Origin of the sequence: Trueperella bonasi (genome assembly GCF_030811535.1) — a bacterium.
In the GTDB taxonomy this organism is placed as follows: domain Bacteria; phylum Actinomycetota; class Actinomycetes; order Actinomycetales; family Actinomycetaceae; genus Trueperella; species Trueperella bonasi.
In genome coordinates this window covers 1,771,722-1,784,970 of the sequence record NZ_JAUSQX010000001.1, presented here as the reverse complement: position 1 = coordinate 1,784,970, position 13,249 = coordinate 1,771,722, and the positions used below count along the sequence as shown (strand labels likewise).

Here is a 13,249-nt window from a genome sequence, read left to right as displayed (position 1 = left end):
ACGGCGAGTAACCGGTGGGCGGCGTTTTGCCCAATGAGCCTCTGATCTACCTGGAGCAGACAACCTTTTGCTCTCTGGCGAAATCGGGAATGGTCGCGTGTGTGGCTGAATTCTGAACGCGTAGATGCGTCAGCGAATCTTGTGCGTTAGTTTCGCTAGGCGTTCACCGCTCTACGAGATACCGGCCGCGCTAATCTGTCACGAAATCCGCCAAACACCGAAACCGTGTTAGATTAGCGGCCCGTATTCTCACATTGCGCAGGTCAGAGGCTGTTTCGGCAATCACCAAGCCCGGTTACTTGCAGAATTCTTCGGCCCACAGCTCCTGTAGCGGCGGTATTCGGCCAAGCATGTCGTCCTCGAGGAGGTACCACATCACGCCGTGCTCGGGCTTGGGGAATTCGTTGCGCGTCTCGATGATCTGCGTGGGCGTGACGATCAGGTCAATCGCCGTGTCGTAGGGCCGCACCTGCACCGGAACGTCAACAACTTGGCAGTCGTGCCCTACGGCCACCACGGTTGAATTCACGTCCACAAGGCCCTTGGTGTAGAACATGGCCCATTCGAGATCGAAGTAGCCGTGCCCTTTACCGAATCGGATTCCCGACGGCGTGATCGCAGACGCCCCCGATACCAGCACAGGGATTCGCTCAATTTCCGCAGCCAGCTGTCCGAGGGTGCGATGTTGCCAGAACCGCTGTACTCCATCCAGCGTTGAGGCAAGTATTTCTTGGCCCTCGGGCACCCATTCGGGGCGCAGTAGGAAGAAGCCGCGCGAGATTGAGTAGTTGGTCATGATCATCGTTTTGCCGTCGCGGATCAGCAGTTCGCGCAGGTGTTCGAGGTTGTTGTCTGGCGTGATGAAAACGACGTCGGCGCTCTTGTACACATCCGTTTCGGCGAAGCGGCGGGCACATTCGTCGGAGCCTTCGTAGTCGGCAATAAATTCGGCGAAATCCCAGGAGAATCGTGAATCGGGGCGTGCTACTTTGCGTAGTTTTTCCCAGATCATGACGCGGGCTTCAGCGGCTTCCATATCAGTTCCTTTCGTCGGCGTGGTTGGCGGGTAGATCGGCGTAGCTGGCGGATTGGTCGGCGTCGTCGTGCCTGTCCCGGTGGTCTTTGACGAACACGCCCACTTGGAACCCGTAGACGAAGAACAATGAAATGAGCGAGCCAATAATTAATACGGTGAAGAATGTTTGTGAATACACGGCGCTTCCTCCTAGGAAATGTTTTCGATTTCGGTGGCGAGCTTGGAGAAGTTGTAGCGCTTCTTGCTCGCGGCAGCGCTGATCAGGGTGATGAGTGTGGCGGCCCCGAATGCGGTTGCGAACGAGGGTAGGGATTGACCGGCGAGGAACATGGGCAGGCCGGCCACGATTCCTACGACGCACGCAGTGAACGCACCCCACGCTGGGATTCGCGCCGAGTACAGGCCCGCTATGACGGGCACAACGGCGGCACACGCCAGTAGGTCTGCGAGCAAGAGTAGGAACAAGATCGACGGCGCCTGATAGGCGATCACCATTCCTAGCAGTCCGAAGATTACAACACCCACTCGTCCGGCGCTCACCGCTTGCTTTGCCGTGATGGAAGGCTTGATGGTGCGAACGACGTCAAAGGAGAAAATCGATGAAAAGCCGGCCAGAGCGTCGCCGCCGGTGGACGACGCCGCGAGCACCACAACCACCGCGAACAGTGCTGCGATCCAGCTGGGGGTGTTTTCGAAGATGACCATGCCCGACACGATGGACGTGTGGGGAACGGTGGTGTCAAGGCCGATGGCGGCGAAGCCGAGGAAGGCGGCGACGATCGTCATGGGGAAGACCATCACGGCTGCGGCTCCCAGTGAACGGTTGATCACTTTCTGGTTTTTCGCCGTGTAAATGCGTTGCCACAGCGACTGGTTGAGCAGCTCCGCGGAGGTGACCGCAAAGATGATCATGATAGCGAATTGGGTGGAGGCGTCCCAGCCGATGTTGAGGAATTCTGGCTTGTTTTCGAGTACGCCTTGGTAGATCGGTCCCGGGCCGCCGAGGTCGGTGAGGATGTAGGCGGCGGGCAGGATGATCAGCGGTGTGATGAGCAGTGACTGCAGGCCGTTGGTGACGATTGCCGCTTTCACGCCGCCGGCGCCGGCGAAGTACAGGGTGGGAATGCCGATAGCAAGCACGGAAACGATCATCGGCACCCCGCCCATGTGTTTAAACACGAGCGCCGCGCCGATCAGGTTCGACACCAGGAGCACGAACATGTAGATCACGGTGACGATTGTGGTGAGCAGCTGCATCGGGGTGTTGTAGCGAACCTTGGTGTATTCGGCGATGGTGTGGCCTTCGGGAATGCGGTCACGGATTTTTCGTGAGACCGGGATAAAGACGAGGTAGGCGATCGTGAGCGCGAGTGCGTAGCCAATCATCGCTGACATTCCGGAAGTGTAGGCGGCCTCGGCTGGTGAGAAGATCAGCCCGGTGCCGACGGCGTATGCGATCCACGTGGCCGTCATGAGCGACATGGTGACGTTGCGGCCTCCGGTGAAGAAGTGTTCGTGGCTTTTCATCTGGCGTTTGCCGATGTACGTTCCGATAACGGCCACTCCCCCGCCAACGAGGATGCCTAAGGTGAGTATGAGCCAGCCAAACGGCGTCATGTTTTCCGTCCTTTTCGAGTGCGGTTGCTGACCCCTCGATTTTAAGAGCGAAATTTTCAGGAAAGACCGCTTGACCGGCAGCTGAGGCGATAGTCACCAGAGACGTCTAATAGGGTGAACACTTAGATTCACATGTGATTTCGGGCATTGGGTGACGTCGCTGTAGCATAAGGGGCTAGAATTGAGTCTCAACATGTGGACGCTTTTCTGCGAGAAGTGTCCGCCTATTGAGATTGCATCCTTGGAACTTTACGGCGGTGTGACGCCGGGCTCGGCTGGAACCTACGGTAACGAGATCAACGACGACGGCGCCCGTCCACCTTCCACGCCCGACCAACGTCAGCGATCCAGGCCAGTTACACACTTATTTCCACAGTCCCCGACAAGGGAATCATGCTTGCGATATCGGCGAGTGAGAATCTCCTAAAAGCTCAGGATTCTTCGCCATTTCCAAACAGAGGTTATTCAGTTCATCTTCCGGTATTTCTTTAACTAGAGCTTCGAGTTGTCCATGGTCTTCAAGACCGACTATCCGAACAGATTGAACCCTATGAAATTGTTCATCAGCGTAAGCGGTCGCCGCCGCACCCGCAATCAATCTGGCCATCGCCTCTTGAGCTGACATAACTTGCACTCGATTGGTCGATACCTCCGAGGAAGGAGTTTTAATTGCTTCTATGCTCTCGACGTTATTTCGCTTTTTTGACCTAACTGCCGAAACTTCTTTACCTTCTGACTTATTGCGGGCCGAGCCCGTCCATTCCACCACTCCGTAACGTACGGCGCCGCCTTGGTGGCAACATAGACTCCGAGCCCGACAACAGCTCCAGCAACGATGGCTTCTAATTGACCATCATCCTCAGCTTCGCGCCGACGCACAGATGTGACAAAGGTGTTTTCGTACGAGTAATCATCATATTCCCCAAGAGGTTCATATTCCCCAAGAGGTTCATCGACCTGCATGAAGCGCGCGTGGCCAAAAGTACTCCTTCCTCTCCATGGAGGCTTTAGCTCAATCCACCTTCTTCCCTTTGACCTGGACTGCCGATGTTCTCGTCCCACTCATAGTATCCGTAAAGCCGGTCCATAAGATCAGACCACCTAGTGCTCAGTGCCAATTGATAAACATAGTTTTAAATCTAGATTCGGCGGCAGTAACTTTCGCAATCAAAGTGCTTGTTATTCGACTCCGGAGGGTGTTTCCCACATAGCTGTGTCGCCACTGGCCTTGACCATGCCTAAAACATTAAAGAATTTTGTGCTTCGGAGGTAATATTACGAGGTTCTAATAAATTCAGTTTCCACGAAACTGTCGACCAAACCTACAGTTACCCCTTCCGACTCTCCTGTCTTCGAGAAGAATAAAAAATGCGCTTCATTTTCTCGGCCGTGTCAGCGTCGAAGTATTGGTCGTGGTGAGCTGGATAAACGGGCCTCTCCTTGCAGAACAACTGCGAGTGATTAATGTCTTCGATCGTTCTTTCAAAAAGGTGAAGTTTAGATTCGTAAGTGAAGGCTTTCTTCTGAGGCTGCAAGGAGCTGATGACAGCAGGAACCCAGTCGAACTTCGATTCTTCGATGAGGTGATAATCGATAGCGCGTCCTACTACTGCAGCGATCCAGTCTGCAAATTGTATTGAACCTGATATTCCAGAGTCCAAGTGCATTGGAGCTTCGATGATTCGTTTCATTTCATCGGCTGTCTGACTCCTGCTGTACACGTGCCCGTATATTCTGTGAGCTCGCATTTTTCGCTCTTTTTCGTTAATTTGGTCGATGATAACGAGCATGTTCTGATCTTGCGACTCAGCATAACGCGCCAACCTGTTTAAGCTCTCTTCCATCGCTCCTTTTTCTCGGGCGTCGGTATCCAAACGCGTCTGTTTTGGCGTCCCTCTCTCTTTTTCATCCGCATAGTAGAAAATGTGGCCTCCGTACCCTAGGAGGTTGTGAATTAAGGAATTAAAAATACGGATACGTTCAGGATTCTTCCGATCAGTATGTTTATGAAAATAATTCGCTCCCTTCATCTCCCACGTGGATTCAGAACCTGGCTTCTTAACCTCTGCTTCCGCAATCTCACGCGAGAACAGTTGTCTCTTTTTGGTTGTAAATAAAGCGCCAAACTCCCTCGCTTTGCCGTCAGGGATTACAAACCCGGCGTAACCGAATGCAGGGCTCGTATTGAATCTGTCATGTTCCTTTGAGACAAATGCTCCAGGCTCACCGATCTCGTCCAAGTATGCGATCAGCAAGTGAGCTCCTTCTCAGCGTCTTTTTAGGCAACCACCGGAAATGCGTAGGGACCCGACGATGTCAGGTCCCTCGAATTGGCGCTCTGGCATCCTATTTCAATGCCTGCTTCCGAGAAGAGCCTATGGCATATCCCCGCGAAGATCAATCGTTTATCCACAGCTCGGAACAGTTTCGAAATGAGCTAAACCAGCAAAAGTGCCCCCAACAGGACTTGAACCTGTGACCAAGGAATTATGAGTTCCCTGCTCTAACCGTCTGAGCTATGGGGGCTGACTGCAACAGTGTACCAGCGCATCTCACCGAGGATGAAAACCTGCCGGCGGGGCCATGCTCCCAAACGGGTTCGAGCGCCGGAATTCACACACCTGGCACAGCGCACCCTCACTCGCGGGATGCCGTGCCCCACACTTTTCACACGTCGCGCTCTCCAACACGAACAGTTGCCGCTCGGGCTCGTCCAACAAGTCCGCCAGCCGCATCTCCCCCTGCACCCACAGCCCCTCCATCGGACACAACTGCACGCACTTCTGTTCGCCCCGGCATAGTTCCGAGGTCTGCCACAGCACGGAGCCCGTCTCGTGATGCAACAAGGTCAAGGCACCATGAGGGCACGCCTGCACGCACACCCCACACGCCGTACACGCACTCACGCCCAGCCTTACGCCACCAAGTTTCGAATCGAGGCCCTCTCCCCTTCGCACCAGCCCCTTCGCGGTCAGTACTTCGAGGGCCGCCAACGTCCGCGCCGTGTCATCACCCTTGAGCGAATACGGCGGCTTATCCCGCAGCCCGAGCCCCATAATCACGCGCCTTGGCACCGGAATCTGCCCCACCGTAAGCGCCTCGGGGCCGCGGAAGATGCCCGGCTTGAGCGCCCCGGCGTCGTAGATTAACCGCGGGGTGAGCGACTCCCACTCCGCCAGCTGCTCCCCCACCGCATCCGGGTTCTCCCCACACGGCAACACGCCAACCTTCTGCACACCCAACGCCAACATCTGCGCCGGAAAACCCACCGGCGCATCTTTCAGGCACCCATTCCACACCACGGCCTGCCGCCCGCGCCCAAGCCGCGGCACCTCCGTATGCTCGCAGGCAAGCACCACCTCTTTTGGGAGGTCGTGCGCAAACAGCCAGCGCAACAGTGAGGAAACGTGGTCAGCCATCGGCACCGTCTCCAGTTGGCACGGCTCCCTCAGGCACCTCTCCCGCTGGCTCAGCACCCACCATGCCCACAACCTCGTCCAACGCATCCAGCGCCCGGCGCGTCAACACCACCACGCCCCGATACATCTGCGTGCGCGCGTGGGCATCCAACAAGGTCAGCAGGTCATCGGCATAGCGATCTACATGTTCGGCCCGGAACGCCCGCACTTCGGCGGCCACCCCCGGCTCATCGGCCAGCTTCGCCACTAGATGCCCCAAGAACCCCAACTGCACGGCGAAATGATCGCGCGGATAGCCCTCCGTCTTTTGCGGCCGATACCCGCGCTCCTCATACTTTCGGTTCAAGGCCTGCACCAGCGGCAAATGATTCTCGCCCGTATACTCCGATTCGGCCATCATCAACGCCCCCGCCGGGCCGAACATCCGATTGAAATCCTCGTTCAACATGATCGCCATCTCGTCGGCGCGCGCAATCTGTTCAATCGCCGCCAACGAGTCTTCATCACGTACCGGCCACGTCCCCGCCATCTGCGGATCGGTAAACCGGCGGGTAATCTCCGGATTTGGCGCCTCCACAAAAAACCGCGCGAGCGAAAACAGCGCCGTCGCCACCTGCACCGCACGCATCTTGACCTCCGGCACCGAATCCTGCCACGGCGTCGTACCCATACTGCCTCCCGCTCTCGCTTACCTACCTAGAGGTTACCCCTTATACAACGTAGGATAAACGTATGGAATTTTTTGGAATCTCCGGCGGTGAGTTCCTGATCATCCTCATCGTCGCCACCATCGTGCTCGGCCCCGAGGCCATCACTGGAGCGTTGCGCGGATTCCGAAAACTCGTCGACGCCGCCAAAGGCTTTTCCGCCCGCGTCCGCGAAGAAACAAGCGCCGATTTCCAAGCAAGCGGTTTGGGCGACGTCGATCTATCGGCTTTCGACATGCGCGGGCTAGACCCCCGGCAAATGATCCGCGAAGCCGTGCAAGAAGAAATGGAAGCCTGGGCCAAACAAACCGGCGCCACCCCGCCCAAGAAGCCGCCCGAGCGCCGCACGCCCAACCAGCGCTAAAATAAACTATCAACCACCACCTCGGCCCGTCCGGGAAAGGAACCACAATGATTAAACCGTGGCACATCATCGTGCTGATCGTCGTGATCATCATCGTCTTCGGCTCGGCCAAACTGCCCGAGATCACCCGATCGATCGGCCAATCCGCCAAAATCATGAAGAAAGAGCTGCGCGAACTTCAAGACGACGATCCCAAGCAGCTGCCGCCCTCGCAGGTGGGGCAAACTGGGCAGGTTGGTAATCCGCAGCAGGTGCACGGCATGAATCAGCAGCTCGGCGACCAGGGCGGTACGGCTCAAGGCGGTACTGGCCAGGCTGGTACTGGGCAGGGCGGCACAGCTCAGGGCAACGCTGACCAAACCGACGGGCAACAATCAGCCCAGTGAGCCGGCGCAAGCGCAACAATCCCGAAGGAGTCATGCCCATTCGCGAACACCTTCGCGAACTACGCAAACGCCTCCTGCTCGCCCTAGCCGGAATCGGAATTGGCGCAATCGGCGGATGGTACCTCTATGACCCGGCCATGGAGTTCATCACCCGACCCCTCTCCAACATCACCGACCAAGCCGCCATCCTCAACTTCGACACAATCGGCGCCGCCTTCGACCTCAAATTCCGCGTAGCCCTCTGGCTCGGCACCATCATCTCCAGCCCCTGGTGGGTGCTACAACTCTTTGCCTTCATCTCCCCCGTGCTCAAACGCCGCGAACGCTGGCACATCATCGGCTTCGGGTTCGTTGGCGTGGTGTTGTTTGCGGCCGGCGTGGTTTCCGGCATGCGGATGGCTCCGATCGCGGTGGAAATTCTGACGTCCTTTAATCCCGAGAATTCGGCGAGCTTTATTCGCGCGACGACGTACGTCACCTTCTACATGCGGCTCGTCATGGCGTTTGGGGTTTCGTTTTTACTGCCCGAAGTGTTGGTGGTGCTGAACTTCCTAGGCGTCATGTCGTACAAGACGATGCTCAAGCACTGGCGCTGGTTCGTTGTGCTAGCGTTCGTGTTTGCCGCAATCGCGAATCCGCTGCCATCGCCCTGGCCGATGACCATCCAAGCCTTCGTACTCATCGGGCTGTATTTGATCGCCGTACTGATCTCTTATGTGAACGAACGCTTGCGCAACCGGCGGCAGGCCCGCGAGGAGGCTAAGCTGGATCATGAACTCGAACGCCTAGAAAAGGCGGCGGAGGCAGCTCAAATCGAGTCAGCGGGCGCTGGGACTCAGGCTAACGTAACGCCAGAAGGTCACGCGGACTCTAACACTCGTGCCGAACCTGCTAGCGAGACTGAAAATAACCCACAGGAGGAACAATGACCGACGAAGCTAAGAAGATGGAAATCATGGGCGAATGGTTGGACGCCGTGGCCGAAGAGCTAGGGCTCGACGCCAGCTCATACAAGGCGAACCGCCACGAACTGCTCGACCTCACCGCGAAAATCGCCCACGGCCCCTCCCGGCCCGGCGCTCCTATGACCTTGTTCCTCATCGGACTGGCTGCCAAGGACAGCGCGGACGTGTCCGACATGGTCGCCAAGGTCGCGAACCTCGTGGAGCGTTACGGGAAGTAGCGCAGCAGATCCGGGCGACGGCGTCGCCGATCAGGTATCCGTTTCATCGAATAGCCGCCTCTGATTCTCAAGCTCCACCAGGCGCTCGAACAGCTTGGTCTGCTCCTCGGAATCCGGGGCGGCCCTTTGCACCCTGCCGCGCACCTCACCAATTTGGCGCGTGATCCCCTGCTTGATCAGCGACATCATGATCCCACGTACATACGGCCACTGGCGATCCGCGCTCACCTCCGGCAGCGGCTCCACCGCCAGCTGCGTGATCGCCTGCGCTACCACACCATCTGCCTGCTCGAGCACGCGCTCCACATACCAGCTGGTGGCTTTAGCCTCCAGATCCTCAGTGTGGCCAGCCGACTTCAATTCCTCGAGCCGCTGCTCGTACAGCACAACTCCCCCGGCCGCCCGAATCGCATCGTGTACCGCCTGATGGGTAGGCACGCTGAAACTTTGACCGGGTAAATCTTGAGCATTCGCCGCTCGAGCCAACCCGGGCAGCTGCAGCATGACCTCCAGCGCCTGCCGCTCGACGCGCGCGATCGGATCCTTGATCGAAGCGCGCGGTGGTAGCGCATTCGTGGGCTGCGGATCCTCGACGGGCGTGCCATCCGCCCACTGAATCTGCGGCGGCACGCGCTTTGCTTGGGCGACGGTCTGGTAGACGATCCGCTCATCCATGCCCAGCCAACCGGCCAACTCGCGGGCGTATTCGGCGCGCAATACCCGATCGCGGATGCTCGCAATCACCGGGGCCGCCGCACGCAGCCCGGCTGCGCGCCCCTCGGCCGTATGCAGCGGCGCACCCTCAAGGATCGACTTGATGACGAACGCAAAGAGCGGCTGGCGCCCGTCGACCATCTTTCGCACCTCGTCGTCACCGAAGGCCAGCCGCACGTCGCACGGATCGAGCCCGCCCGGGGCGATCGCCACGAAGGTTTGGGCGGCAAAGCTTTGGTCTTCCTGGAAAGCGCGTAGGGCTGCCTTCTTGCCGGCCTCATCGCCGTCGAAGGTGAAAATCACTTCCCCGCCAAAGGCCTTACCGTCCGAGAAAATCACGCCCGCCGCCGGATTCGCCGAATCGCCGAGAAGACGCCGCACAATCTTCACGTGCTCCTCGCCAAAAGCCGTGCCGCACGTGGCCACCGCGTGCGGCACCCCGGCCAGGTGTGCGGCCATCACATCCGTATAGCCCTCCACCACCACGATCCTTCGATCCTGGGCAATGCTGCGCTTGGCTAAATCCAGCCCGTAGAGCACCTGCGACTTCTTATAAATCATCGTCTCGGGCGTATTCAAGTATTTCGGGCCATCGCCGTCGCCGATCATGCGAGCGCCAAAGCCGATCGTGTCCCCCGTAATCGAACGGATCGGCCACATCACCCTGCCGCGGAACCGGTCGTAAACCCCGCGCGAACCCTGCGAGACCAGCCCCGACGCCGCGATCTCCTTTTCCGTGAATCCCTTACGGCGCAGCTCTTTGAGGACGGCGTCCCACGAATCCGGCGAGTATCCCACGCCAAAATGTGCGATCGCATCGGCGTCAAAGCCGCGCTCGGCCAGCAACGCCCGGGCCTCGGCCGCCTCCGGGGTGGCCAACTGCTTGACGTAAAACTCTTCGGCGATCTTATGCGCGTCCACGAGCCGCGAGCGCGTCACATCCCTCGGGCCGCGATCCACTTGCCGGGCCCCTTCCTCGTACTGGAGCGTGACGCCCGTCTTTTCCGCCAGTAATTCCACGGCTTCCACGAACGAAATATGTTCGATATTCATGATGAACGAAATCGCGTCTCCGCCTTCGCCGCAGCCAAAACAGTGGTAGCGGCCCACGTGCGTGCGCACGTTGAACGACGGCGTCTTCTCATCGTGGAACGGGCATAGGCCCTTCATCGAACCCACCCCGGCCGGCTTGAGCGTAACGTATTGACTCACAACATCCTCGATGCGCGCACGATCGCGCACCTCGTCAATACTCTGCTTCTTTATCAGGCCGGCCACGCCCTTATATTAGCGCCCGGCTCGGCCCAGTGCCGAAGCATTCCACGCTCAGTGCCGCAGCATTCCACAGTAGCGGGCATGCCACAGCCGGGCCGACTGGTCGGTTAGCGATGCGATCTGGTCGACGACGACGCGCAGTCGGGCGTCGTCGTCGCCAGCCTGTTTCCACATCTCAATGAAGTGGCGTTCGAGGCGATCGAGTGGTGCCTCGCTGATCGCGTCCACGAGATCCATGATGAGCGTGCGCTCCTCGTAATACATCGGTTCGGTTTCGCGCGGCGCCATGACGAAGTGAACGGCCAAGCCCTTAAGGAACGTAATTTCAGCGAGCGTATCTGGCGGGATCATGACGCTTGCATGATAGCGGATCATTGGCTCACCGCCGCTGGCCTCGAGGCTTGCCGTGCAGATCACCGAGACGAAACGGCCGATCAGATCGGAAGTAAGATCCTTGAGTTGGGCGAGGTCGCGCAAAGTGCCGTTATAGTCTGCTGGCCAGGATTTCATGGCAAACAGCCGCTCGGCGGCAGCCGCGAGATCATCGGCCGAAACCACACTGCCATACCAGCCGAGCGTCGACTCAATCACCGCTTCCAGCTTGGCCTCGCGATTCGTGTGGAATTGGTTCGGCACCAGATAGCTGCGGACAATTGCATCCTCGATGTCGTGGATCGAATAGCCGATGTCATCGGAGAGGTCCATGATCTGCGCTTCGGCCGACTGGCCGGTGCCCGTGACGCCCTCGCGTGCCCATTCAAACGCCGGGCGATCCGACTCATAAAAACCAAACTTGCGGGACTTCCTGCCCGATGGTCCCTCGCCACTACCCCACGGATACTTAACCGTGGCATCCACCATCGCTCGCGTCAGATTCAAGCCGGCCGGGCGGCCGTCGTCGTGAAATCGCTTCGGCTCAAGCCGAGTAAGAATACGTAAGGTCTGAGCGTTACCCTCAAAACCGCCGATGCTGGCCGCGATCGAATCGAGCGCGCGCTCGCCATTGTGGCCAAACGGCGGATGGCCAATATCGTGAGCAAGGCAAGCACCCTCCACGAGGTCTTGATCAGCGCCCAGCATTTTTGCAAGCGAACGGCCAACCTGCGCCACCTCAAGCGAATGGGTGAGCCGCGTGCGAATGAAATCGTTGGACTCCGGGCCAAGCACCTGGGTCTTGGCACCCAGGCGGCGCAGGGCCGAGGAATGAAGGATCCGCGCCCGATCACGCTCAAAATCCGTGCGCGAAGGATTCTTCTTGTTCTCCGGCGACCACCGTGCAGTATCAAAGCTCGAATAGTTCACGAATTAACCTTACCCGGATCTCATGGCACAATAGCTATGTGGAAAATGTGGGTGTGGACAACGTGTCACAATCGACTCCCTTGGCCAGCGCGCCACAATTCGAAAACGCCTGGATTGACCGGCACATCTGGTATCACGCCACACCCGAAGAAGTTCCCACCACCGAAGCGGCCGTGGAACTGATTTCCCACCTGGCCCGCCACGACATCGACGTGACGACCATGCCCGGCCTGTCAGCCGATGATGATCCTGACTATGTGGCCGCCGTGATGGAACGCGCAGGCAGACGCGGAATCGTTGTTCTACCCGATGTAAGCGCGGGAATGTTTGCTGTACGCGGGGCTGCGGGATTCGGTGCCGATGAGCGATTTGGCATCCTCTCACAATGGTTCGAAAAGGGCGCCCGCGGGGTGGACCTGGGCACCGAAGAGGTGAGCGATGGCGATGCGGATGGCGGCGGGCGGATAGCCGATCGAGGCGGGAGTGCGGATGGTGAGCTGGCAGTTGGCGGCGAGAGTGCGGATAGCGGCGGGCACGTTCATGCGGGATGGGATGTTCGCGAACTGCAAGCCTGGGTGAAATTCACCGATGATGATGCCGTCCTTTCCATCAACTTTCGCGGCCCGAGCTTCGATGCCGTTGCCGACCACGCTCTCGATGACTACTTCGATGTGGTGCGATTTGAGGTTGCCTCAGCTCCCCAGCTTGACGCGGCCAACTATAGCCAGCAGGCGCTGGCCTCGTTCCAGATGTTTCGGGCGGGTGGAACGCTTCCGTCGTGGAATGCCACGTGGGAAGTCTTAGATAGGATTCCGGGGCGGCTGAGCCGGTCTGCCCTGTTGCTCGCCACCTGTTATATGCCCGGGATGATTCACTTTGAAAAAGATGTGCAGTTGCAAAGCCCTTCGACCCGGCACGCGCTGCGGTTCCGGGAATCCCTTGGCATGTATAAGGCGAATATTCTGATTGATACGGCGAAGGTTGATGACGGCTTCGTGTTTCTCGCCAACGACCACGTGACCATGCTGCTCAATTTTGGGCCCCACCCCTATGAGATCCCGAACGATGGGCGCGTGTTAGTGTCGTCGATGATCGCTTTGCCGGAAAACGGGCCGAATCTTGTAGTTCCGCCCGGCGAGGCGGCCTGGATCTGGCGCTGATTTCCCGTTGATACTCGGACCACCGATCATTTGTGCTGAATCTGAGCGTTTTGATCAACGAAACAGCCGAAAAACAGCAAAAACTC

Annotated in this window: 14 protein-coding genes and 1 tRNA gene; 5 read left to right on the top strand and 10 right to left on the bottom strand. The window is 58.3% G+C overall.

Features of this window, described 5'->3' with window-relative positions; translation table 11 throughout:
• Positions 1 to 295 precede the first annotated feature (295 nt).
• From J2S70_RS08170 to J2S70_RS08135, 8 genes are all read right to left on the bottom strand, one after another.
• A complete protein-coding gene (locus J2S70_RS08170) occupies positions 296 to 1,036 on the bottom strand; it encodes a 5-formyltetrahydrofolate cyclo-ligase (protein WP_307683228.1) in 741 nt (246 codons plus the stop codon).
• A 1-nt stretch (position 1,037) separates the two neighbouring features.
• Entirely contained in the window at positions 1,038 to 1,214 is a 177-nt protein-coding gene (locus tag J2S70_RS08165; protein WP_307683227.1) for a hypothetical protein, read from the bottom strand.
• 11 nt (positions 1,215 to 1,225) lie between these two features.
• The gene (locus tag J2S70_RS08160) at positions 1,226 to 2,653 is read right to left on the bottom strand and encodes a sodium:solute symporter family transporter (RefSeq protein ID WP_307683226.1); all 1,428 of its coding nucleotides are present in this window, start codon (positions 2,651 to 2,653) and stop codon (positions 1,226 to 1,228) included.
• A gap of 391 nt (positions 2,654 to 3,044) precedes the next feature.
• Positions 3,045 to 3,419 (bottom strand): hypothetical protein, encoded by a 375-nt coding sequence (locus tag J2S70_RS08155; RefSeq protein WP_307683225.1) that lies wholly within the window; start codon positions 3,417 to 3,419, stop codon positions 3,045 to 3,047.
• A gap of 562 nt (positions 3,420 to 3,981) precedes the next feature.
• On the bottom strand, positions 3,982 to 4,908 hold the full coding sequence (locus J2S70_RS08150) for a DUF3800 domain-containing protein (protein WP_307683224.1): 927 nt from the start codon (positions 4,906 to 4,908) through the stop codon (positions 3,982 to 3,984).
• Positions 4,909 to 5,105: 197 nt separating this feature from the next.
• Positions 5,106 to 5,179, bottom strand: a tRNA-Ile gene (locus tag J2S70_RS08145).
• Between the two features lie 26 nt (positions 5,180 to 5,205).
• Positions 5,206 to 6,072: a 4Fe-4S dicluster domain-containing protein gene (locus J2S70_RS08140; RefSeq protein ID WP_307683223.1), complete on the bottom strand. Its 867-nt coding sequence runs from the start codon at positions 6,070 to 6,072 to the stop codon at positions 5,206 to 5,208.
• Positions 6,065 to 6,742 carry a TorD/DmsD family molecular chaperone gene (locus J2S70_RS08135; RefSeq protein WP_307683222.1) on the bottom strand — a complete coding sequence of 226 codons (678 nt, stop codon included), beginning with the start codon at positions 6,740 to 6,742 and terminating at the stop codon, positions 6,065 to 6,067. The genes J2S70_RS08140 and J2S70_RS08135 overlap by 8 nt, the downstream gene beginning before the upstream one ends.
• Positions 6,743 to 6,804: 62 nt before the next feature.
• Between J2S70_RS08135 and J2S70_RS08130 the strand changes: the two genes are divergently transcribed.
• Genes J2S70_RS08130 through J2S70_RS08115 form a run of 4 tightly spaced genes read left to right on the top strand, consistent with a single transcriptional unit; the run spans position 6,805 to position 8,712 of the window.
• A complete protein-coding gene (locus tag J2S70_RS08130) occupies positions 6,805 to 7,143 on the top strand; it encodes a Sec-independent protein translocase family protein (RefSeq protein ID WP_307683221.1) in 339 nt (112 codons plus the stop codon).
• A 47-nt stretch (positions 7,144 to 7,190) separates the two neighbouring features.
• The gene (gene tatA / locus J2S70_RS08125; RefSeq protein WP_307683220.1) at positions 7,191 to 7,529 is read left to right on the top strand and encodes a Sec-independent protein translocase subunit TatA; all 339 of its coding nucleotides are present in this window, start codon (positions 7,191 to 7,193) and stop codon (positions 7,527 to 7,529) included.
• Entirely contained in the window at positions 7,526 to 8,458 is a 933-nt protein-coding gene (tatC, locus tag J2S70_RS08120) for a twin-arginine translocase subunit TatC (RefSeq protein ID WP_307683219.1), read from the top strand. The genes tatA and tatC overlap by 4 nt, the downstream gene beginning before the upstream one ends.
• Positions 8,455 to 8,712, top strand: coding sequence for a DUF6457 domain-containing protein (locus J2S70_RS08115; protein ID WP_307683218.1), 258 nt, complete (start codon positions 8,455 to 8,457; stop codon positions 8,710 to 8,712). Before tatC ends, J2S70_RS08115 begins: the two co-directional genes overlap by 4 nt.
• Positions 8,713 to 8,742: 30 nt before the next feature.
• On the opposite strand, the gene dnaG is transcribed toward J2S70_RS08115, so the two are convergent.
• Together dnaG and J2S70_RS08105 are read right to left on the bottom strand one after the other, a co-directional pair.
• Positions 8,743 to 10,704 (bottom strand): DNA primase, encoded by a 1,962-nt coding sequence (gene dnaG / locus J2S70_RS08110; protein WP_307683217.1) that lies wholly within the window; start codon positions 10,702 to 10,704, stop codon positions 8,743 to 8,745.
• A 48-nt stretch (positions 10,705 to 10,752) separates the two neighbouring features.
• Positions 10,753 to 12,003: a deoxyguanosinetriphosphate triphosphohydrolase gene (locus J2S70_RS08105; protein ID WP_307683216.1), complete on the bottom strand. Its 1,251-nt coding sequence runs from the start codon at positions 12,001 to 12,003 to the stop codon at positions 10,753 to 10,755.
• A 38-nt stretch (positions 12,004 to 12,041) separates the two neighbouring features.
• On the opposite strand from J2S70_RS08105, the gene J2S70_RS08100 reads away from it, so the two are divergent.
• Positions 12,042 to 13,163: a hypothetical protein gene (locus J2S70_RS08100; protein WP_307683215.1), complete on the top strand. Its 1,122-nt coding sequence runs from the start codon at positions 12,042 to 12,044 to the stop codon at positions 13,161 to 13,163.
• Positions 13,164 to 13,249 lie beyond the last annotated feature (86 nt).